The following is a 22476-nucleotide window of genomic DNA, read 5'->3' as shown; positions in this document are numbered from 1 at the left end:
GGAGGAATTCCGGTGCCTTTTGTTTATACTATCGGAACGGTGGATTCCGTGAGGTGCGATTGCGCCACCCAGAAGAATCTTGAGTGTGGCTTCTTTTAAATAACCCCTACTTCTTCTCTAAAGGTTGTCCCGTATCTGCTGGTCATGGGTGAGATGATCTTGGTGTGGCTGGTGTGATCACGGCGTCGGAGCGGTCCTGGATAGCCCCGTTCACGGGGCTGAATCCGCGCGCCTTCGGGAAGCTGGTGACGGTTCTGCGGCGCGAGGGTGCGGACGCCGTCCGCAAGGAGCGGCCGTGGAGCCTGCCGCTGGAGGACCGGGCTCTACTGGTCGCCGCGTACTGGCGCACGAACCTGACGATGCTACTGCCGGGCAACCGCCACGACTCCCGCGGCTGGGAGGAATCCGGCGCCAAGGCCGCCGTCGGCAACACCACCACGATCGCCGACGGCGGCTACCAGGGCACCGGCCTGGTCATCCCACACCGCAAGGCAAAGGGACAGGCCGAACTCAGCGACTGGAAAGAAGAGCACAACCGATCCCACAAGCAGGTCCGGGCCCGCGTCGAGCACGTCTTCGCCCGCATGAAGACGTAAAAGATCCTGCGTGACTGCCGTCTCAAGGGCGACGGCGTCCACCACGCCATGGCCGGCATCGCACGGATGCACAACCTCACCCTCGCCGGATAGCAAGCAAACGAGCTGGTCAGCGAGCATGCTCTAGATCATTTACGGGACATCGTTTAGCCTCGCCGTTTCGGTTGGGGTGGTGAGACGTCGCTGATCGTCTGCTGCCAGGTGGGTGAGGCGGCTTTCGTTGCTTGGGCATGGCGGAGTCCCGGCGCGGGGGTCGGGTTCTCCAAGGTCTTTCGGGTCGTGGGCGGTCAGGGGTTTGCTGGTCAGCCGGCGGGCCGGGGCAGTGCGGCGAGGCGGTGGAAAGCCGTGGCCAGGTCGTGTCTCCAGGGCCAGGTCTGCGATATCCGCAAGCGCAGTCGCCGACCGCCCCGGGTGAGGCTGGCGGCGACGTGCAGCAGCCGGTAGCGGAACTTCTTCGGCTCGGCTGCCGCCAGCTCCCCGTCCAGCAGCAGGACGCGCATCCAGGCCAGCAGGTCGATCGCTGCGAGGCTGAGTTCGAGCCAGGCTGCGTTGATCGCGAACTGGCGGGAGGGGAAGCGGCCGAATCCGGTGGTCTTGCCGCACCGGATGTGGTCTTCGACGGTGGCGTGCCCGCGGTGGCGGACCTCCAGGAACTGGGCGGAACCGCCACCGGAGTAGGGAGTGTCGGTGAGAAACACCTGGTGCCGCAGGCCCTCGTCCTGGTCGAACAGAGAGAGTTGGGCGCCGGGGTGTGGTCGCTCGCGCCGCACGATGATGCGCGTGCCGGCCGGATAGCCGGTCAGCTCGACCATCCCGGTCAGCTCGGCGACCTCGGCGCCGGCACGGAGCGAGCCGTCCTGGTCCAGAGCGGGATGCCAGAGACGGTCGGGCATCGCTCGGATCGCGTGGCGGACAGGCTCGGTGACCGCGTATCCGACGGAGAAGAAGGTACGGATTCCTCGTTTCCGCACGTCGCGGACGTGGGTGAGGAAGGCCTTCGCGGATCCGGCGCTGTCGGTGCGGACAAGGATGTCAGTGCCGTGCCGGTGGGCGTCGGGGATCTGCGCGAGAGCCTGGTCGAGCACCGCGATGTGATCGCTCGCGGTGTTGGCGCCGGCGTTTCCGGGCCGCAGCCGGCCGGACAATCCCTCTCCGGTGTTCGCAAGGAAGCACAGCAGCGGGTGGAATCCGAAGCCATCCTTGTAGGTGGGTGCGGCCTGGTCTTTCTCGGAGTGGCAGGTGATCAGCGTGGCGTCGAGATCCAGGACCAGCCCGGGCAGTGCACGTCCCCCGGCCTGAACTGAAGGTATGCCCTCGCCGCGCTCAGCGGCCTGCAGCCAGGCCACCTCCCGGGCCTGGGCGCGGGCCGAGCGCAGAGTGGTCAGTGTCCTGTCGTCGGTGTCGGCGAGCAGTCGCCAGGCCGTCGGTGTCGAGGCGACGGGGCCGAATACCTCGCCTTGGTCGCGCAGTACTGCCAGGTCCGCGATGGCCTCGCCGCCGTCGGCGAGCATCACCGCCAGGTCGGTGGCGATCCGGCCCGGATCATGCCCGGTCCCGCGCGGCCGGAGCGGCCTGAGCACGGTGGAGTACGCGGCGGTGAGCCCGGTGGCGTCAGGGAGATCCGCCAGCAACCGTGCCCCGGCATGACCGACCACCCCCGAACCATCGGCGCTGACGTGGACCTTGGGACGCAACCCGATAGCCTGCACGCAGAAAGTGCCCTCCGCTTGGACCGACAGAACCCCTCAGCAAGGTTCATCGTTCCAGGTCAGGAAGGCACTTTCGCGTTTCCGCCTCACCAGCTGCCGTTCCCAACCGAAACGGCGAGGTTAGCTACATGAGGTGTCTTTCCCCCGCGATAGCCGGGGGAAGGAGGCTCTGATCTGTAGGCACCGCCGGGGCGGGCGCGAGCGGCGAAGGAGTACCCTTCCGACCTCGTCGCGGCGCCGGGCCCGGTGCGGTACACGCTGCTGGCGGCGCTGTGCCACGTGCGCGAGAGCGAGATCACCGACTCGCTGATCGACCTGTTCATCCAACTGGTGCAGAAGATCAATACGCGGGCCGAGAAGAAGGTAGAGGGCGAGTTTGTCAGGGAGCTGAAGAAGGTCCGCGGCAAGGAGGCGATGATGCTGCGGGTCGCCGAGGCCGCTTTGGCCGAGCCGTCCGGCACGGTTCGCAAGGTGATCTTCCCGGTGGTCGGCGGGGAAAAGACGCTCAAGGCGCTGGCGGCCGAGGCGGCGGCGAACGAGGCCAAGTACAAGGCGCGGATCCGCACTGTGCTGCGACGCTCGTACTCGGCGCACTGGCGGCGGATGCTCTCGCCGCTGTTGTCGGCCTGGGAGCTGAAGAGCAACAACACCGCTTACCGGCCGGTGATGGACGCGATCGACCTGCTCAAGCGCTACCTGGACCAGCCGATCAAGGACGGGGCGTTCTTCGACGCGGAGGAGGGGGTGGTGCCCGAGCAGTGGCGGGCCGCGGTGGTGGACGACAAAGGCCGGGTCGAGCGCATCCCCTACGAGCTGTGCGTGCTGGTCAGCCTGCGGGACGCGCTGCGCAGGCGGGAGGTCTGGGTGGCCGGGGCGAACCGCTGGCGCAATCCGGAGGACGATCTGCCGCCGGACTTCGAGGACAACCGGGACGTGCACTACTCGGCGATCCGTCAGCCGCAGGACCCGCAGGAGTTCATCGCCGCCCTGCAGAGGCGGCTGCGCGACGCGCTCACGGGCTTCGACACCGCGTTGGAGCTGGGGACCACGGGCGGGGTGGAGATCACCAAGCGGCACGGCGAGCCGTGGATCAAGGTGTCCCCGCTGGCCAAGCAGGAGGAGCCGGAGAACCTGGTCGCCCTGAAGGCCGAGATCCAGCGCCGTTGGGGGACGATCGACCTGATCGATATCCTCAAGGAAGCCGAGTTTGCCACCGGATTCACCTCCGAGTTCGCCTCGGTAGCCTCGCGCGAGGCGGTCCCACGTGACGTCCTGCGGCGCCGGCTGCTCCTGGTGCTGTTCGCCCACGTTATCTACGTGATCCTCGACAACCTCTCCGCCCACCTGAACTGGAGAATCCGCAGGTGGGCGGCCCGGAGGAAGGTCGAGCTGTGCTTCACGCCGACCTACGCGTCTTGGGCGAACCCCATCGAGGCCCACTTCGGGCCGCTGCGACAGTTCACCCTGGCCAACTCCCACCATCCGAACCACACCGCCCAGACCCGGGCCCTGCACGCCTACCTGCGCCGGCGCAACCAGAACGCCCGCCATCCCGACGTCCTGACCGCCCAGCGACCCGAACGCGCCCGCGTCCGCAGCGAGAAAGGTGTCCGCCGGGGCGGCAGACCGCTACCGACTGCGGCCTGACCACTCAACCCGGCAAACCTTCCCGGTCACAGCACCTAGCAGTCGGTTCGGGTCGCGTGGTTGACCAGCCAGGGCGACTCGCTGAACGTCGGTGCGGCGAAGACGGTCCCGTCGCCCAGGTGGACCGGAAGCCGCCCGGTCTCGGCGAGGCTGTGGCCGTACTTGCTCCCGTCGCCCTTCTCGACGGGCAGGGCGAGCACAACCCTGCGTACACGCTGCTCAGGATCACGGTGACCTGCGTGCCGCGCTTCTGGCCTTGCTAATCGCCGGGCGAATCACGCTTGTCAAGGCACGAGAGTTCGTGACATGACACGGCGCTGTCGATAGGGCGTAATGGCATGGACGGACGAAGGCAGAGCGCGAGAAAACCGCTCGCTACACCTCCCAAACCCAATCCGTCACCCATTAAGGAGCTGTTGAAATGATTCTCAACATGGCGCGATGCATACCTCATCCATCCCCGGCGCCCGATCCCTCTCCTCCTGGGATCACGCTTCCCCGGGCGCTTCCAAAAGGGGCTGCTCGAAAGGCGAAAATGTCTGCTAGTGAATTCCTCCCGGGCGGTGTCCTCGCCGCTGTATTCGTTTCCTTTTTCTCCTCCCTCGACAAAAGCTCCCACCTGATGCTACTGCTGGTCGTGCTGAAAAACCCCCACAGCACGCGCGGGGTGGCGGCCATGAAACTCCTGGAACTTCACCCCCTTTCCAGGGGAAACATGGATAATCAGGGCGACCAGGAAAGCGACACGAGCGCAGCGTAAGCCCCCTGATCCGTGTTCTATAAGTCTTGGGCGGCTAGCCATTCGGCGAAGTCGCCCCCAATGCTGCCGCTTTCATCACTTGAACCTCCACCCCATAATCAAAAAAATCGCAGCCTCGTGAAAGTAAATTTAAGGGGAGCTCCAGCCCGCCCTTCTTCGCCCCAAATGATTCCCGACCCGACCTGACATCGCTGCTGCGCCAGGGTGCACTCCGGGCGCCGGACGGGCAGATCATTCCGGCTGGACACGCGCGTAGTGCCCAGCAGAATCTGAGCCGGATTCCGCTCCTGTTGAGCCCATGCCTCCGACGCGCTTCATCCCTCAGCTCCGCCCGACGGGCCGATCCGCCCCGCCTGCTCCTCTTGCACCTGCCGCGCCGTCTGCAGGAAGTCCAGGATCACGGCGAGTTCGGTCTCGCTGTAGCCCCTGAGAGCGCGCAACCCGGCCTCGCCAACCGGGCGGTAGACCTCCCGCTCGATGTCCCGCGCGGCGTCGGTGGCAGCCACCAGGACACGTCGCCGGTTGCCCGGATCGCGCTCGCGGAGTGCCAGACCGGCGCGTTCCAGGCGGTCGATGACGGTGGTGGTCGCAGCCGGGCTCAGGTTCAGGCCGACCGCCAGCTCTCCGGCTGCCATCGCTCCGCCGCCGAGGATCAGGTCGAGGCACCGCAGGTCTGAGGAGATCGTCACGTGGGGGCTCCTGACTGGTCGACCGGGCCGGGGATCTGAATGTCGGTGCCGGCCACGCCGGAACCTGTGGGTGAAGCTGCGGCACTGGCTTCGAAGACGGTGCGGTCTGTGAAGCCGATGCGGTCGACGAACGGGCGGAAGACACCAGGAGCTTTTGCGATGAATGCGTGGGCTCGTTGCACGGTGATCGTCTTTGCTCGGAGTTCGATGCCGGACACGATGCTGTGTACGACCTTCTCGATGGGAACCATCCTCCAAAGCCCGCTCTCATTCCCTCCCCATAGGCGCCGGCCTGCAGGATCGGCGTGGACCGCGTCCATCATCGGCGTTCTGAAGAAGGTGGGGTGCACACTGCCGACCTGTACGCCGAGGTGGCGGACCTCAAGTCGGATGCTGTTGCACAGCGCCCAGACGCCGGCCTTGCTGGCCGTGTAGGCGCCGTGGAGCGGGGAGTGCACGAAGGCTGCCATGGAGGAGGTGGCCAGCAGGTAGCCACGCTGCCGTGTGACGTGTGGGATCGCCGCCTTGAAGGTCCGCCAGACCCCGTTCAGGTTGATGTCGATGACGCGGTCGAATTCGTCGGGGTCGAGAGCCGTCATGGGGCTGACGGAACTCACGCCTGCGTTGGCGAGGACGATGTCGATACGGCCGAAGTGGTTTACTGCACGGTTGATCGCTGACTGGACGCTGTCGAGGTCGCGTACGTCTGCGTGACATGCCAGGGCGACGCTGGGACCGCCGAGCGTGTCGGCTTGGGCTGCAGCTGCGGTTTCGTCCAAGTCGAGGACAACGAGGTTCGCGCCCCGTTGCCGCAGGGCATGTGCGACTGCGGAGCCGAGCCCGCCAGTGGATCCGGTAATGACGACAGTTCGTCCGGCGATGTCATAGCGACTCACGGTGGGTCTCTTCTGGGTGGCTGGATCAGTCGAAGGTGGTAAGTGCGGGCGTGGTGCCAACCCGGATCAGGTGATGGCGTGCGCCGTGCAGCAGGTTGCACGGTACCGAGTGCTCGCCACCCGCCTCCCCGTCACAACGCCACACGGTGCCGATTCGGTGTGTCCGGACTGATATCAACAATGCTTGCCTGCGGCCATCACGTGGACACCGGGTTGTCGGCTGCAGTCGTCGAGGCGGTGCGGTGCCTATGTGGCGGCGAGTCCGGGTGAGGTGACAGCCGGCTGCGCAAAGAGTTTGGGAGCCACCAGTTGGCGGTCCCCGCCATCTTCATCACAGCAGGAACGAGAAGGGGACGAACTACTGCGGCGTCCAGCAGGACGGACAGGGTAACGGTGACGGCGATGACTTTCATGGTGGTCACTTCGGTCACGGCGAGAGCCAGGAGGACAACGAGAACCACGGCGGCGGAGGCAGTGAAGAGCGGCGCGGCGGCCTGGAGGCCCTCGGCTGTCGCGCGGGTCGTGTCGCGGGTGCGGTGGTACGCCTCGCTGATTCGCGCGAGGAGCAGGATTTCGTAGTCCATCGACAGGCCGAAGGCGAGGAAGAACGCGATCAACGGCAGCATGAGGTCGGTCGTACCGGTGACGGTGAAATCGCCGACCAGCCAGCGCAGGTGCCCTTCCTGGAAGACGAAGACCATCGCACCGAATGTCGCCGTGAGGCTGAGGAGGTTGATCAGGAGGGCTTTGACGGGCAGGAACAAGCTGCGGGTGAAGACGAACAAGAGGACCAGTGTCGCGACGGCCACGATGGCGAGGGCGCGGGGCAGCCGCTTGAAGACTACGGTGCGGGTGTCGAGGAACTCCGCTGTGGCCCCACCGGTAATGGCGGGTGCCGGAGCCAGCTGGGCGCGGATGCTACGTAGCAGGTCGGTGCCGGCGGCGCTGTAGGGCCGGGGAGCGGAACTGATGGCCAGCCAGGTGCCGGTGTCCAAGGTGAATTGCCGCAATCCTGCACACGGGCTGCCGGCGGCAGCTTCGTAAGGGGGCTTGCAAAGCGGCCCCAGGGGTGTCCCGTTCACGTAGGTGCCGGTTGCGGTGCGCAGTCCTTGCACTCCGGGGAGGGCGGAGAGCCCGCGGGCATAGGCGTCGAGACGGGCGGCACCGTCGTGGCCTGTGGGGTGCCAGTCGGGCAGGAAGACATCAACCTCAGTGCCGACTTGGGGGAAGTCGGTTCGCAGGTCTCGCATTGCCCGAGCCACTGAGGAGTCGGCGGGAAGAGCCCGTTCGTCGCTGAGGCCGAAGGCGACGTCGCGGAAGGGCAGGGCCAGCAGCAGCAGTACTGCGCTGGTGATGGTGAGGACGGTAAGGGGGCGGCGCATGACGGCGACGGCCAGGGTGTGCCACCGGGCTGCGGCCCGGGCGGCCTTCCGCCGACGGGCGAGAATGTCCCGCTTCGCAGCACCTTCGCCAAAGCACGCGAGGGCCGCCGGGACGATCAGAAGGGACGCGGCCGCGGCCAGCAGGACGACGCTGATGCCCGCGACGGCCAGGGAGCGCATGAGGGTGAGCGGGAACACGAGGAGACCCAGCAGTGCGGCGGCGACAATGCCCGCCGAGACGACGACCGTCCGCCCGGCTGTGCCTGTGGCGCGGATCAGGGCCTGATCGTGCGACAGGCCGGAGGCGGTCTCCTCGCGGTATCGGGCGACCATGAACAGGCTGTAGTCGACGGCCAGGGCGAGGCCGACGGCCGTGGTGAGGCTCAGGGCGAAAGCGGACACCGGGGTGACGGTGACGATGACGCGCAGGATCACGGTGGTGCCGGTCACCGCGACGGCGCCGACGGCCAGCGGCAGGAACGCCGCCGGAATGCTGCCGAATACCAGGAGCAGCAGCACGAGGGTGGCGGGCATGGCCAACAGCTCCGTGCGCAGCAAGTCCCGCTCGCTGTGGAGCTGCAGCGCGCGCGTGACGGCGGCCTGACCCGCGGCTTGGGTCTTCAGTGGGCCGTTGTGTCCGGTGGCCCGGGCCAGCACGCGTTCCGAGACGTTGAGCTGGGTGCGCTCGTCCGCCTGGAACCACAGGGCGATGAGGGCCGTACGGCCGTCGGTGGAGCGCAGCAGCGGGTCGGGGGGAGGTGGCGGCTGGGCCCTGGTGGCCGGACCGAGTGGGCCCGTCCAGTACGAGTCCACAGCGGTGACGCCGGGTTCGAGCCGTAGGTCCTCGACGAGCCTTGTGCCAGCGCTGCGCGCTGCGGCGTCGTCGACGGATCCGGTGGTGCGGGCGAGGAGCAGGAGAGGTGGCATGCCGCCGTGGGGCGACTGGCCGAGCATGCTGCGCACACGGGCCGACGGGGTGTCGTCGGCGATCCAGCCACCGGCGCCGAGGTACGCGGAGACGCCGCTGGACAACAGGCCCGCGACGACGACGAACAGCGCGGCAGCGGCCAGGACCAGCCGGTTGCGGCGCACGGCCCAGCGGGCGAGCGCGGCGAGGAGGCCCGGGGTGTGCGAGCGGTCGGGGTGCTGGGACTGCTCGCACATCACGGGTGGCTCCTCCTTGAAGCGGGAACGGGCAGGCACGTCGGCGGGATCAGCGGGTGGGCGGGGTCTGGCCGGGGGCTTCGTAACCGAGGCGGATCAAGGCGCGCCTTGCGAGGTCGGTGATGCCCTGGGCGTTGAGGAACTCCAGCGTCGGCAGCTCGCAGCCCAGTCGGCGGCGGGCGGCGATGACGGCCTCGACGGCCATGAGGGAGTCCAGCCCGAGTTGGTCAAGGCGGCGGTCGCGGTCGAGTCGGGCGGGGTCGGTCTGCAGGATGTCGGCGAGGACCTGGGTGATGGCGTCGGCTGCCAAACTGACGGCCTCGTCGGGGGTGGCGGTGGCAAGACGGTGGCGCAGGTGGTCGGGGCCGTCTTCTTGGGGAGTGTGGGCGGGGATGAGACCGGCCAGCCTGGGGGTCTGCACGGCCGGCATCATGCTGCGGATGCGGGCCCAGTCGATCCGGGCGGCGGCGCTGACGTCGGTGTCCCGGGCGATGGCGTCCTCAAGAGCAGTGCATGCTTCGCGGGGGGTGAGGTTGTCCAGGCCGAGGCGGGCGAGCATGTCGGTGATGCCGTGGCGGGCGGCGTAGCCGGTGTCGCCGATGGCGCCCCAGGCCACGGTCGCGCCGGGCAGCCCGGTGCCGCGGCGGTTGCGGGTGAGCGCTTCCAGGTAGCCGTTGGCGGCGGTGTAGTTGACCTGGTAGGCGTTACCGAACCAGGTGGTGACGGAGGAGCAGGTGGCGAACAGGTGGAGGTCGTGGTCGCGTGTGAGTGCGTCCAGGTGGGCTGCGCCGAGCATCTTGGGCTCCAGGGCGGTGCGGAGGCGCTCGTCGGTGAGTTCGGCGAGTGGCGCGTCGTCCAGGGCCATCGCAGCGTGGATCACTCCGCGCAGCGGGCGGGACGAGGCGTCGATGGCGTCCAGTACCCGGCGAAGGTCTGCTTCGCGGGTGACGTCGGCCGTGTGGGCGGTTGCTTGGGCGCCGCGGTCGGCCAGGGCCTGGATGAGGTCCTCAGCGCCGGGTGTGTCGGCGCCCCTGCGGCCCAGGAGGACGAGGTGGCGGGCGCCGTGGTCGACGAGGCGGTGTGCGAGGGCGGCTCCGAGGCCGCTGAGTCCGCCGGTGATCAGGTAGGTGGAGTCTGGGGACAGCCGCAGGGTCGGGTGGGTCCTGTCGAGGGGCGGGGTCTCCTCGAAGGTGATGACGACCTTGCCGAGGTGGCGGGAGCGTTGCAGGGCGCGTAGGGCCTCGCCGATCCGGGCGGCGGGATAGGCCAGGTGCAACAGTGGTCCGTAGGTGCCTTCAGTGATCCGTTGTGCCATCTCGTCGAAACAGGTGCCGGCCTGGGGCAGGCGGCTGGAGATGAGCTGGTGCGCGTCGACGCCGAAGAAGGCGATGTTGTTGCCGAAGGGCCGTAGGGCCAGGGGGGTGGACGCGTAGATGTCGCGCTTTCCGAGCTCCACGAAGCGCCCGCCGGGTCGCAGCAGTTCCAGGCTGCGGCTGATGGCCTCGCCGGCGAGGGAGTTGAGGACGACGTCGACGCCCTGGCCTCCGGTGAGGTCACGGACCTGTTCGGCGAAGTCCAGGGTGCGTGAATCGAGGACGTGGGGGACGCCGAGCATGCGCAGCAGGTCGCGTTTGGCGGGGGTGCCGGCGGTGGCGATGACCGTGGCGCCTCGTGCTCGGGCGAATTGGAGGGCTGCGAGCCCGATGCCGCCGGCGGCTCCGTGGATGAGGACGGTCTCGTCTGCCTGGAGGTGGGCGAGGCGTTCGAGAGCGTGGTGGACGGTGAAGTAGACCACGGGCAGGGTGGCGGCTTCGGTGAACGTCATGCCGGCGGGGATGGGGCCGACGAGGCGGGCGTTGACGGTCACCTGGGAACTCAGGCTGCGGGGTGCGAGCGCGTAAACACGGTCGCCCGGTGCGAGATGGGTGACGGTACGACCGACGGAGATGACCGTGCCGGCGCATTCGAGGCCCAGGGCAGGGCCGTCCGGCAGCGGTGTCTCTGCTCCCGGCGGCAGCAGGCCTACGGCGAGCATGACGTCGCGGTAGTTGAGCGCGGCCGCTTCGACGGCGATGGTGACCTCGTCGTCGGCGGGCTGCTGCGGATGGTCGGGTGTCCAGGTAAGCCGGGGGTGCAGTCCGGCGTCGTGCAGGCGCAGGGTGAAGGGCACCGGGGCGGGGGCGTCGTGGGTGTCGGTGGCAGCACGCAGGGCGACGGTGCGGGGGACGAAGCGTCCGCCGCGGGTGAGGACGACCTCGTCCTCGTCGGTGGGGTGGAGCAGTTCGGCAGCCAGGCGCCGGGCGTCGTCCGTGGGGCGGGGTCCGGCGTCCATGGAGATGCGCCGGATGGTGAGGTGGGGGATCTCGTTGGCCAGGGAGCGGGTGGCGCCCCACAGCACTGCGTCCTGGGGGACCTGGGGCTGTTCGGGGGCGGAGTGGATGCCGCTGGGGCGGGTGATGATCCACAGGTTGGTGGTGGATCCAGCCGACAGGTGCGAGGCGGGGCCGGCGAGGGCCCGTAGCACGCCGAGACGGGTGACGGCCTGTTCGGATGCCTGGGAGGGGCTGGCGGCGGACTGCGCGGCGTCGAAGACCAGGACGGTGTTCGGCGGTTGCTGGTCGCCCGCGAGCCGGTCCCAGTGCTGGGGGACGTCGTCCAGACCTGCGAGATGGACGTCGGCGCCCGTGCAGGTGAGGGCGTCGGCGAGGGTGCGGATCAGGTCGCTGTCCGGGCTCTCGCCAGCGAGCAGCCAGCGGGTGTCCTGGACGGCCGACAGCACCACGGGGGCGGGGCTGACGGTGGCGGCCCGTTCGGTTCGGCGGGCACAGAGGACTGAGTACTCGAGATCGGGCAGGGGCTCGTCGTGTCCGAGCTGGGCGACCTCGTCGAAACCGCACTCCCGCAGCAGCGGTTGCCAGGCGTCTGCGGGCAGCAGAGGGGAGTCCTGACGGAGCGACGTGTCGGTGAAGTCCCAGAAGCCGTCGAGGGTTCCGAAGCAGGGTGCCAGCAGGCCGGGTTCGTGGGTCTCGTGGGCGAGGAGCTGCCCGCCGTCCGCGAGAAGGTGGGTGATGCGCCCGAGGGTCGCACGCAGGTCTCGGGTGGCGTGCAGGACGTTGGTCGCGATCACTACGTCGAAGGAAGCCTCGGTAAAGCCCTGCTCGGTGGGGTCCTGGTTGAGGTCGAGGGTCCGGTAGTCCACGAAGTCGAAGTCGCCGAAGCGGGCCTTGGCGTGGGGGAAGAACCCGGCGGACAGGTCGGTGAAGGTGTAGGCGGTTCGTTCGGCCGGGAGGTGGGGCAGCAGCAGGGCCGTACTGCTGCCGGTACCGGCGCCGACCTCCAGGATCCGCAGCGGCCGGTCGGACGGCCAGGTGCGGACCTGCTCCCGCACCAGTGCACGAAGCAGTTGGTTGTGGAAGCGGGGCTGGACCGCGTCGCTGTAGAAGTACTCGATCAGGTGGCGGTCGGGTTCGTCGAAGAGCAGCGTCAACGGATCACGCTTGCCGCGCAGCACGTCGACCAGGTGCAGACAGCACCGGCCGAACAGAGAGAGCTCCACCGCTTGGTGGGGGAAGTCCCGTACGAGCTGCTGGAACAGCTCCAGCGGCGGGGGGCCGTCCGTGTCGAGGAGGTGCCAGCGGGCAGGGCGGTCGCCCTGGGACGGTCGGGTCTGGCGAATCAGGCCGCGGGTGGCATGTGCGAGCAGTTCGGCCAGCCGGGCGTGCTGGGGCCGCATGCCGCCCGCCACCAGATCACCGGTTTCGAACTCGGTCTGACCCGGCGGCAAGAGCTGGGCAAACGCATCGGCGGTGAGACGGGCGCAGCACTCACGAAGGCGTTGCAGTCCGACCCCGTGGCCCTCTGCGCGCCAGGCGTCCTCAAGCCGCCTCTGGCGGGGCAGGCACGCCTGGGCCAAGTCCGTGGGCGAGGGCAGCGGTGCGGGCTGTACGGGGATGGTGGTGCTGGGGGCAGCGCGCAGCACGTTGACGAGGTGCTGCACGGGTTCGTTGGGCGTGTTGCCCATGCGGCGCAGCCGGCAGCCGGTGAGTTCGAGGCATACCCGGCCTTCGGTGTCGCAGAGGGTGATGTCCCAGCACAGTTCCTGAGGGCCGCTTTCACGCAGGCGTACGTGGACCAGTCCGCTCTGCGGTGGGGTGTTCCACTGGCGGAGCGCTTCGGCTGCGACCGGCAGGAACGGCAGGTACTCGCCCTCGACGGTGGTCAGGCAGCCACCCGCCTGCAGTGCTCCGTCGAGCAGCGCGGGGTGGACGTGGTAGCCGTCGGCGGACTCGGTCAGGGTGTAGGAGGCGAGGACTTCGCCGTCCCCGAGGTGGATGTCGGTGAGGACCTTGAAGGCGGGGCCGTAGGCGAGGCCGGCGCGGCCGGCGCGGGCGTAGTGCTCGGTCGCGTCCAGCCGGGTGTGCAGACGCTGGCGAAGGGTGGTGGGGTCGAGGGACGCCGGTGCGGTGGCCAGCAGGCGCCGTACGCGGGCGCGGGCGTACGGCTGCCAGGGAAGGTCGTCGCCAGTACGGGCGGCGATCTCCAGGGCCTGGTCGGGCTCGTGGAGGGAGACCTGCACGCGGACGTCGGTGGTGTCGTCGTCCCAGGGCAGGTCGAGGGCGCGGGTGATGAGGAGGTGGTTGACCTCGGCGGGGGCGTCGTAAACGAGCCGGCCGGCAGCGAGCGCCATCTCCAGGTAGGCGGTGGCGGGCATGACGACGGCGCCCGCGACCTGGTGGTCGGTCAGCCAGGGTAGCCGGGTGGGCTCCACCAGGGTGGACCAGGCAGGGTGCTGAACGGAGACGCGCGCCCCCAGCAAGGGGTGCTGGACGGGAGTGGTCTCGCCGGTGACGCGCAGCCACCACTGGGGGTCGCCGCGCCAGTGCCGTTCACGCTGCCAGGGGTAGGCGGGCAGGTCCGCTGTCCGGCCCGCCCGGGGGAAGAAGGCGTCCCAGTGGGCGCGGGCGCCGGCGGCCAGCAGCTGGGCGGCCGCGGTGTCGACAGCGGCGGGCCCGGGCACCGCGCGGGCGCAGGTCCCCGTGGTCAGGGCCGGCCGCTCCAGGTCCTTGGTGGCTTTGCGGAGGTAGGGCCGCAGGACGGGGTGGGGGCCGATGTCGACGACGGTGTCGTAGCCGTCGTCCAGCAGGGTGCGCAGCGCCGGTCCGAAGAGGACGGGTTCGCGGACGTTGCGCCACCAGTACCGGGCTCCGAGGTTCTCGCCCGGGCAGGTGGCCCCGGTGACCGTCGAGACAAAGGGGATGCCGGTGGCGGCGGGGCTCAGCCCGTCCAAGGAGGCGAGCAGGTCGTCCTGGATGGGGTCCATGGCGCGGCTGTGGAAGGCGTAGTCCAGCTCCAGCATGCGGAAGAACACCGCACGTAGGTCCAGGTCACGGCCCAGGGCGCGGAGGTCTTCTTCGGGGCCGCAGACGGTGACGTCCTGGTTGCCGTTGACGGCGGCGATCTCCAGGGTACCGGCGTAGGGAGCGAGTTCCTTGGCCGCTTCCTCCGCGGAAAGGCCGATGGCGGCCATGCGTCCCTGGCTGCGGGTGGCTGCCTGTGCGCGGCTGCGTTCGGCGACCACGCGAGCGGCGGTGGGCAGGTCGAGGGCGCCTGCGACGTGGGCGGCGGCGATCTCGCCGACGCTGTGGCCCAGGACGGCTGCCGGGCGGATGCCGCGGGCCTTGAGCAGTTCCACCAGGCCGACTTGGAAGGCGAACAGCAGCGGCTGGGCGATCTCGGTGGCTTGGATGCGGGTGGTGTCGGCTGCGATCATCTCCTCGCGCACCGACCAGTCGAGGTGGGGTGCGAGGGCGTCGTCGACCCGGGTGATCGCGGCGCGGAAGACGGGCTCCTCGCGCAGGAGGTCCGCGCCCATGCCGGCCCATTGGGAGCCGTTGCCGGCGAAGGCGAACACCACCCGGCCGTCCGTCACCGCCTGTCCGGTGGCGGTGGCGGCGGGCAGCGGGAGCGCGCCCTGCCCGACGGCCTCCAGCGCTTCGGCCGCCTGCTGGGCGTCGGAGGCGAGGACGACGGCCCGGTGCGGGTGGAGGGTGCGGCGGCGTGCGGCTGTCCACGCGGCGTCGTAGAAGCCCTCCGGGCCTTCCTTTCGCAGCCGCTCGGCCATGCCGGCGGCAGCGGCTTCCAGCGCCTCGGGGGTACGGGCCGAGACCATCACCGGAAGCGGGCCGCCGTGTTGCGCGGGTGAGCCGATGACGGGGACCGCCGGTGCGGCGGCGAGGACGGCGTGTGCGTTGGAGCCGCCGAAGCCGAAGGAGTTGACCCCGACCACCGGCCGCTCCTGGCCCAGGGGCCTGCCCTCGGTGCAGGGGTTGAGTTTCCAGCCGTCGAAGTCGATGTGGGTGCTCAGCGGCTGCGCGTGCAGGGTCGGTGGGATGTGGCGGTGGCGCAGGACGAGCAGGGCCTTGAGCAGCCCTGCCATGCCGGAGGCGGCCTCCAGGTGGCCGGCGTTGCTCTTGACCGAACCGATCGGCAGCGGCCCGGTGGTGCGGCGGGTGCCCAGGGCGCGCCCGATGGCGTCGCACTCGATCGGGTCGCCCACCGGGGTGCCGGTGCCGTGGGCTTCGAAGTAGCAGAGGTCGTCGGCCGTCACGCCGGCCTGGGCGTAGACCTGCTCCAGAAGCGCTGCCTGTGCCTGGGCACTGGGAAGGGCCAGTCCGGTGGTACTGCCGTCGCTGTTGACGCCGCTCGCCAGGATCACCCCGTGGATGCGGTCGCCGTCCGCGAGGGCGTCGGTCAGTCGCTTGAGTGCCACCACGCCGCCGCCTTCGGCACGCACGTAGCCGTCGGCGTCGGCCGAGAAGACCCGACAACGGCCGGTGGGCGACAGCATGGAGGCGGCGGAGAACCCGGTGAAACCGAACGGGCTGAGCAGGACACTCACTCCGCCGGCCAGCGCCATGCGAGTCCGGCCCGCCCGCAGGGTCTCGCACGCCTGGTGCAGGGCGGTCAGCGCTGAGGAGCAGGCGGTGTCCACCGTCATGCTCGGCCCGTGCCAGTCGAGCAGGTGGGAGATGCGGTTGGCGGCGTTGGTGGCTGCGAGGCCGGTCATCGTGTACGCGTTGGGGGCGTCCGCGCCGGAGGCCTGCAGGTCGGCGTAGTCGTGGCTCGACATGCCGACGAACACCGCCGTGTCGGAGCCGGCGGTCGCGAGCTGGTCGATGCCGGCGTCGTCCAGGGCCTCGACCGCCATCTCCAGCAGCAACCTGTGCTGCGGGTCCATGCGCGCCGCCTCGCGCGGCGAGATCCGCTGGAAGTAGCCGGTGTCGAAACCGGTCACGTCCTTCAGGAACCCGCCTGCGGCCGTGTAGCTCTTGTTGCTCTTGCGCCGGTTCGTGTCGACGAACCGTTCGGGATCGAAACGGTCGGGCGGTACCTCGCCCACCAGGTCGCGTCCCTCCCGCAGCGCCTCCCACAGGTCCTCCAATCCGGAGATGCCACCCGGCAATCGGCAGGAGAGGCCCACGATCGCCACGGCCTGCCTGTCGGGGTTCGCGGGGGCGACGGTCACAGAGTTCTCCCGGTGCACAAGAGGGGGCAGCAGCGGTGCGCTGAATGCGATGGCGGTCCGGCGGTGCGTGTTTCCGTCGCCGAAGCATCCGCGATCTTAGGGAGCGGTGGCACGGCCCGTTCACGCGTTACTCCGTCCAGGGGAACGCGGCGGGTGATCTTGGCGCGCATCGACGGCCACTTCAGCCAGCCGGCGCCATTGACTGCCCCGGCGTATTCACCACTGGGGGTGAACCTGCGTAGCGGCTCCACCGGCCTCCACCTGCGGACATGTCGAATCGGGAGGTGGAGTGGCGTCAAGCTGCCGCCCGTCGCCCCCCGGAAGGGCGGTGGCAAGCCGCCGGTCCAGCGGCCGCCGGTAGGGTCACCGTCGTCCCGATACGCGCCCCCAGGGCCCGCCTGCCTCCGCATGCGCAGGCAGGCGGATCCGTGTCGCCGTCGCGACTCCCGCGCGGCCGGGCACAACCGTGCCGACGAAGGCCCAACCCGATGGGGCCTCGACGACTTTTCCGGAAGGTACGCCATGAGCAGTTCACCAGTTGCCGCACCCGCCGTCCGCAGCGACCTGACGGCCTGCGGCTGGTGGCGTCCGTGCACGGTGCAGGTGATCGGTGAGGTGCCGGCGGGGCAGCCGGCGCTGCGGGCGTTCCTGGACCGCCTGGTCGCCTCGTTCGAGGTGCAGGGCCACACAGTCTTCGACCGCTCCCATGGCGATGTCGACCTGGTGCTCATGTGCGGGGAGATCCCGGACGGGCCCGAGCCCCTGCGGGAACGGATCCCCGAGGGCTACCCGCCGCTGAGCGCGATGCTGCGCCAGCGCCATGGTCTGCGCCGCAACCCGCGCCACGTCGTCGCCGTGGTCGAAGTGCCGGAACTGATCAGTGCCCTGACCCATGCCGAGGTCGTCGCCACGGCCCGCACGGCCATGGGGCGGTTGGGCGCGGCCAAGGTCCTGTTCGTGTCGCGCAGTGAGACTCCCGGCCGGGTTCGGGAGGTGACCTTGTGCACCATGGAGGGCGGCCACCCCACCGAGGTGGACGATATCGCCGACCGCATGCGCGATCGGCTGGTCACCGCGGCATGCGCCCAGCAGGTCGCCGAGGACTACGACACCGTCCGCGACGCCATCACTGCCGAGGCCTGGCAGGCCAGCACTACTCCCGAGCGACTTGCTGAAGCAGGCCGCCGGATGGGCGCGCTGGGGCTGCTGTCCCCGCCGTTGAAGGTATCCGACTTCGTCTCCGAACAGCTGGCCGACATGTACGAGGTCTACATGGGGGTGCGGGGCTTCAGCGAGGGCATGCTGTTCGCCTTCGATCCGGAGTTGGACTGCCTGGTGGTCAGCGCCTCGGGTTCCTGGGACGTCGACAAGCGAGCTCTGACGCGCGAGCAGGTCGTGGCCGTCGAGCCGCGCCTGGCCGGCGGTCGGCGCCTGCGCGTCCTGGCGCCGAGCGGCGTGCTGCCGATGCAGCCCTCGGTCGAGACGTGGGAAATCTGCGCCCTGATGGAGGCCTGCCCGACCGTCCGCGTCACCAAGGGCGCGGACGGCATGTGGGTGCCGGACCCGAACGGGAAACGCGAGGTCCCCCTCATCAGGGCCGGCATCCACGCCCACGTCGGCGTCACCTCCAGCGACGACGCGGTGATCGAGACCGTGGAAGCGGACCGCGAGGAGTTCCCCTACGGATTCGGCTGCGGCACCGACCTGACCGTCGAGATCGCCCGCAACACCGTCCGCCGCTCGCACGCGATCAACAATGCGGACGACCCGCGGACCTACGTGCGCTGGCCACTGCTGTACCACGGGGAGATGGCCGTCGAGCTGTGGAAGCCCGGCCTGCCCTCCCAACCCTTCCGAGGCCTGCTCGACCTGTACGGCACAACCGTGCGGTTCACGCCCGACGATGTCCCCCAGCCGGTATGAGCGGAAGCTCACCCTCCTTCTGGAGAGAAGAAGCGTCATGCCGACAGCGGTGATCACCGGTGCCACCTCGGGCCTCGGACTGGCCTTCGCCACACACCTGGCCCGGGACGGGTACGACCTGACCCTGGTCGCCCGCACTGGGCGAGACCTGGAGAGCACCGCTGACCAGTTGCGACACCACGGCCAACGGATCACCACCATGGCCGCCGACCTGGCCACCGCCGTCGGCAGCCGCCGCCTCACCGACAGTCTGGCCCGGAGCGTCCCGGACCTGCTGGTCAACAACGCCGGCATCGCCCTTGCGGCGCCCTTCCCTACCGGCGACCCCGGGGCGGAAGAAGCCCTCCTCCAGGTGAACATCGGTTGTGTGCTGCGCACGACCCGGACCGTTCTCCCCGCCATGATGCGCCGCGGCTCCGGCGCCGTCATCAACGTCGCGTCCGTCGCCGCCTACGGGCCGACGTGGCTCGCCAGCACCTACCCCGCCAGCAAGTCCTGGGTACTCGCCTTTACCGAGTCCGTCGCCCGCTCCGCCCTGGTCAGGAGCAGCGGGGTACGCGTCATGGCCCTGCTGCCCGGCTACGTCCGTACGGCGTTCCACCAGCGGGCGGGGCTGGCGGTCGGTCACCTGCCCCCGTGGATGTGGCTGAGTAGCGAGGAGGTGGTCAGCGCCGCCCTGCGGGACCTCGCCAAAGGTCGACTAATCAGCATTCCCAGCCGCCGGTACCGGGCCTGCGCCTGGAGCTTGCGACACCTGCCCCGGAGCCTGACCGCCGCGTTCAGCCTGGACCTCGCTCGCAACCAGCCGATCCCTCCCGCGGAGGGTGCCCGCCACGCCGTGGACCCGGGGACATGACCCTCTCGACGCCTCGCACCGGACCGACCGAGACGTCCCTCTCCCCCACCCGCAGCACACCGCCCGGCCCCGGCCTGCGTATCGGCCAGGATCTCCTTCGCGGCAACCGGGCACTGCTCGCTCTGGCCGCCGTGCTGTCCCTCGCCTCGGCCGCTGCCGGATTGGCGGGGCCGTGGCTGGCCATGGACGTGACGGACGCCCTCACCCGGCAGGAGTCGATCATTCGTCCCGCCGTGGGCATGAGCGCGGCGGTCGTGGGCGCAGCCGGGTTTCAGGCCCTATGCGGATGGCTGCTGGCCGGAGTGGGCGAGCGCGCTGTGCTGCGCTTGCGCCGCCAAGCCGTGGACCACGTCCTGCGGCTGCCACTGCGTACGGTACGCGACGAGGGCACTGGCAGCCTCACTGCCAGGGTCACCTCGGACGCCGTGTTGCTGCGCGCACTCATCGAGACCGGACTCGTTCACCTCCCGGTGGCGCTGCTCGCCACTGCGGCCACGCTGACCGCCATGGCCCTCATCGACCTGTTGCTCACCCTGGTCGCCGCCGGCGCTTTCGGTCTGGCCGGCGCTTGCGTCGCCCTGATGACGGCCCGTATGAAGGATCTCTCGGGTACCCAGCAGCGCGCCCTCGGGCGACTGGCCCAGAGCCTCACCGCTCATCTCACCGCGCTCATCACCGTCAAGGCCTGCCGCTACGAGGCCGTCGCCGGACGGCAACTTAGACGCGCCGCGGCCGACGTACGTTCCGCATGTCTGCCTGCCTCCCGTCTCCACTGCCTCATCGGTCCGGTCGTGAGCCTGGGCCAGCAGGTCGCGGTCCTGGGCGTCTGCCTGGCCGCCGGACAGCGGATCACGCGGGGGGACCTGTCTCTGGCCTCGTTCAGCGGCTTCTTCCTCTACCTGCTGCACCTCACCGCCCCAGTCGCCGTCGCCGCCATCGGGATCGGCCATCTGCAGACCGGTCTGGCCGCCAGAGGCCGCTTCCAGCGCCTCTTCGCCCTCCCGGTGGAGAGTGGCCACATCGCACCATCCGCCATGCGACCGCCTGGCCGGGAAGGGTCGGCCGTGGTCTTCGAGCACGTGTCCTTCACCCATCCCGGAGGCAGCCCGCTTCTGGACCGCGTGACCTTCCACGTCCCCGCTATCGGCCTGACCGCCCTCATCGGTCCCTCGGGTGCCGGCAAATCCACAGTGCTGACCTTGATCAACCGTCTCGTTGAACCCGACCTGGGCGAGATCCGCGTCCTGGGGCGGCACGCAGGCAACTGGCCGCTCAGCGAGTTGCGCCAGCGCACCGCCTACGTCGACCAGCAATCCATCCTGGTGGAGGGGACGGTCCGCGAGAATCTCCGACTCGGCCTCACGCGACCGGTCGATGACGAGGAGCTGTTGGACGTCCTGGAGACGGTCGGCCTGCGCGAGGCCGTCCTGTCCCTCCCCCGGGCCCTCGACACCCACCTCGGCCGGGCCCAGGACCTCTCCGGCGGTCAACGCCAACGTCTGGCCGTGGCCCGCGTGCTCCTCACGGAGAGCGAGATCGTGCTGCTCGACGAGCCGAGCTGCCAGCTCGACAAAGGCAGCGAACGCCGCATCACCCGAGCCATCGATGATCTGGCGCTCACCCGCTGCGTCATCGTCGCCAGCCACCGACTGTCCACCGTTCGAAACGCCCGCCACGTCATTTTGCTCGAAGAGGACGGGACAGCAACCACCGGCAGCCATGCAGACCTGCTCGCCACCAGCAGCCATTACAGAGCATTCATCGCCGGTGGCGCCATAACCCACCTCTGAGCTGCGGGTCCTGAACTACACCCGTAGATCCGCTGACCGTCACCGGGCGGCCGGATCGTCGCACGGGAAGAGGGACGATCCTGCGGCCGCGGGCCGGGCGGCGAGGCACGGTGCCGCTCGGCGGTGATCATCCCGTGGGCAGGGTCTGTCGTGAGGCCACGGGCGTGGAGTCGGCGGTCGCGGCGCTGATCGAAGAGGCGGAGCAGCAGGGCGGGGGCCAGGCGTGGGATCTCACACCCGGCGATCGAGCTCTGGGGCTCGAGACGGCCAAGGGCCTCGCCGAGGCCCATTTGGGGCAGATCCGGCCAGGCGAGCCTTTCGGACCTGCAACGGCTGGCGCATCTGCGCGAGGCTCTGGCTGCTTTGGCGATCTCCCTGGGCCGCACCCACGGCCGCCTCGCCTGGTTTCTCGCCGCCTGCACAGAAGCACCACCGCAGTCCTCCAGTGGTGATCCCTGCCGGCAGGCGACGGACCGGACGGACCTTCCACACCTCCCACCCGGCTCCGGACCAGTTCGCCGACGCCGAGAACGCCGTCCGACAGCTGGCCGACGTCCTCGCACGGACCGCGGCGTCTGGCACAGCGGCAGAGAGCTGAGGACACGCTGCAGGCACCACCGATCGATACCTCCTTCACATGACTGTCCTTACTTACCTGGAGCGACTTCGAGTCGCACACTGAGCACGATAGGTGGCCCCTGAGCGTGATGGTTGGCCCGCAGTGCCGTGTAAGGAGCCGCGGGACAATCAGGACTCTGACGGGGGGTTCCGTGGTGGGTCCCAGCTCCTGCGTGGTCTACTCGCGGCATGGCCACCTCGAACTTGTACTACTGCGACTCTGGATTCTGGGTTCGCGACGAGCAAGCCGAAGTGTGGCTGTACCTGCTGGCGCAGGAGGCGAAGGCGTTCGCTGACGCCCCGGAGTGGTTGGCGGGTGCCTGCGACGATTGGGAGATGCAGGCCACGACCGGCTTCGTGGGGTTCGTCTCGTCCTGTCTGGACGAGCACCTTGGGACGGAACCCGCTCGGGTCGCGCTCGCGCTGCACCTCTCGGAGTGCGTCCTGCAGCGACTGCTCGCATGGACCCCCGCCATCCCGAAGGATCTCGTCAACTCCTACGGCACAGGCGGCCATGACGAAGGCTTCGACGTGGACCTGCCCGTCGAACCCATGCTGGCGTGCGGTCGCGCGTTCACAAGCCTTCTGCGAAGACAGCTCCCGCCAGGACACGACAGCTGGGCCTGCTGACCTCGGCCGCAGGGCCGTCTCCCGGGGAGCGGCGGCTCTGCCGACGCCGAGCCGAGCACCGAGGTTGTCCATGAGGGCCAGGTATCGCGCTCGGTCACAACATCTGTGACCGAGCACCGTCCTTGGCACCGATGGACGACTTCGATGCACCACGCGGGCGGCATGGCGGAGCAACTCGACTGGTCGCTCGCCACTCAGAAGGCTTCCGCTTTCCGTTGAGCGGGCTTGGCCAGTCGAACAGGGTTCCTGTTCGGGTGATCGTCGCGTGGTCGGTGCATGAAGGAAGGGCCT

At 69.4% G+C, this 22476-nt stretch carries 12 protein-coding genes and 1 pseudogene; 7 read left to right on the top strand and 6 right to left on the bottom strand.

Annotated elements, in window-relative coordinates:
- Positions 1-164: 164 nt before the first annotated feature.
- Positions 165-689 (top strand): annotated as a pseudogene (locus ACZ4VL_RS32300) (transposase).
- A 209-nt stretch (positions 690-898) separates the two neighbouring features.
- Here ACZ4VL_RS32300 and ACZ4VL_RS32295 read toward each other — a convergent pair.
- A complete protein-coding gene (locus ACZ4VL_RS32295; RefSeq protein ID WP_468207169.1) occupies positions 899-2335 on the bottom strand; it encodes an IS1380 family transposase in 1437 nt (478 codons plus the stop codon).
- Positions 2336-2551: 216 nt separating this feature from the next.
- On the opposite strand from ACZ4VL_RS32295, the gene ACZ4VL_RS32290 reads away from it, so the two are divergent.
- Positions 2552-3952, top strand: coding sequence for a transposase (locus ACZ4VL_RS32290; protein ID WP_468207124.1), 1401 nt, complete (start codon positions 2552-2554; stop codon positions 3950-3952).
- Between the two features lie 35 nt (positions 3953-3987).
- Here ACZ4VL_RS32290 and ACZ4VL_RS32285 read toward each other — a convergent pair whose 3' ends face one another.
- On the bottom strand, positions 3988-4152 hold the full coding sequence (locus ACZ4VL_RS32285; RefSeq protein WP_468207121.1) for a hypothetical protein: 165 nt from the start codon (positions 4150-4152) through the stop codon (positions 3988-3990).
- A gap of 221 nt (positions 4153-4373) precedes the next feature.
- Between ACZ4VL_RS32285 and ACZ4VL_RS32280 the strand changes: the two genes are divergently transcribed.
- Entirely contained in the window at positions 4374-4712 is a 339-nt protein-coding gene (locus ACZ4VL_RS32280; protein ID WP_468207118.1) for a hypothetical protein, read from the top strand.
- Between the two features lie 314 nt (positions 4713-5026).
- Here ACZ4VL_RS32280 and ACZ4VL_RS32275 read toward each other — a convergent pair whose 3' ends face one another.
- From ACZ4VL_RS32275 to ACZ4VL_RS32260, 4 genes are all read right to left on the bottom strand, one after another.
- Positions 5027-5401, bottom strand: a complete 375-nt coding sequence (locus ACZ4VL_RS32275; protein ID WP_468207115.1) for a MarR family transcriptional regulator — start codon at positions 5399-5401, stop codon at positions 5027-5029.
- The gene (locus ACZ4VL_RS32270; RefSeq protein WP_468207112.1) at positions 5398-6297 is read right to left on the bottom strand and encodes an SDR family NAD(P)-dependent oxidoreductase; all 900 of its coding nucleotides are present in this window, start codon (positions 6295-6297) and stop codon (positions 5398-5400) included. Before ACZ4VL_RS32270 ends, ACZ4VL_RS32275 begins: the two co-directional genes overlap by 4 nt.
- A 197-nt stretch (positions 6298-6494) precedes the next feature.
- Positions 6495-8843: an MMPL family transporter gene (locus tag ACZ4VL_RS32265; RefSeq protein ID WP_468207110.1), complete on the bottom strand. Its 2349-nt coding sequence runs from the start codon at positions 8841-8843 to the stop codon at positions 6495-6497.
- 49 nt (positions 8844-8892) lie between these two features.
- Positions 8893-16368 carry an SDR family NAD(P)-dependent oxidoreductase gene (locus ACZ4VL_RS32260; RefSeq protein ID WP_468207107.1) on the bottom strand — a complete coding sequence of 2492 codons (7476 nt, stop codon included), beginning with the start codon at positions 16366-16368 and terminating at the stop codon, positions 8893-8895.
- 522 nt (positions 16369-16890) lie between these two features.
- On the opposite strand from ACZ4VL_RS32260, the gene ACZ4VL_RS32255 reads away from it, so the two are divergent.
- The 4 genes from ACZ4VL_RS32255 to ACZ4VL_RS32240 all read left to right on the top strand — a co-directional run bounded on the left by ACZ4VL_RS32255 (position 16891) and on the right by ACZ4VL_RS32240 (position 22185).
- Positions 16891-18291, top strand: a complete 1401-nt coding sequence (locus ACZ4VL_RS32255) for a hypothetical protein (protein ID WP_468207104.1) — start codon at positions 16891-16893, stop codon at positions 18289-18291.
- Positions 18292-18328: 37 nt separating this feature from the next.
- Entirely contained in the window at positions 18329-19147 is an 819-nt protein-coding gene (locus ACZ4VL_RS32250; protein ID WP_468207101.1) for an SDR family NAD(P)-dependent oxidoreductase, read from the top strand.
- On the top strand, positions 19144-20937 hold the full coding sequence (locus tag ACZ4VL_RS32245; RefSeq protein WP_468207098.1) for an ABC transporter ATP-binding protein: 1794 nt from the start codon (positions 19144-19146) through the stop codon (positions 20935-20937). The genes ACZ4VL_RS32250 and ACZ4VL_RS32245 overlap by 4 nt, the downstream gene beginning before the upstream one ends.
- 807 nt (positions 20938-21744) lie before the next feature.
- A complete protein-coding gene (locus ACZ4VL_RS32240) occupies positions 21745-22185 on the top strand; it encodes a hypothetical protein (RefSeq protein WP_468207095.1) in 441 nt (146 codons plus the stop codon).
- Positions 22186-22476 lie beyond the last annotated feature (291 nt).

Source organism: Streptomyces sp. NPDC029014 (genome assembly GCF_055564695.1).
Note: the sequence above shows the minus strand (reverse complement) of the source record. Positions and strands in the feature narration are given on the sequence as shown.

Excerpts from the sequence above, each read along its gene's own strand:
- ACZ4VL_RS32280 (WP_468207118.1), top strand. The coding sequence starts at position 4,374 with ATGATTCTCAACATGGCGCGATGCATACCTCATCCATCCCCGGCGCCC.
- ACZ4VL_RS32265 (WP_468207110.1), bottom strand. The coding sequence starts at position 8,843 with ATGTGCGAGCAGTCCCAGCACCCCGACCGCTCGCACACCCCGGGCCTC.
- ACZ4VL_RS32255 (WP_468207104.1), top strand. The coding sequence starts at position 16,891 with ATGAGCAGTTCACCAGTTGCCGCACCCGCCGTCCGCAGCGACCTGACG.
- ACZ4VL_RS32250 (WP_468207101.1), top strand. The coding sequence starts at position 18,329 with ATGCCGACAGCGGTGATCACCGGTGCCACCTCGGGCCTCGGACTGGCC.
- ACZ4VL_RS32245 (WP_468207098.1), top strand. The coding sequence starts at position 19,144 with ATGACCCTCTCGACGCCTCGCACCGGACCGACCGAGACGTCCCTCTCC.
- ACZ4VL_RS32240 (WP_468207095.1), top strand. The coding sequence starts at position 21,745 with ATGGCCACCTCGAACTTGTACTACTGCGACTCTGGATTCTGGGTTCGC.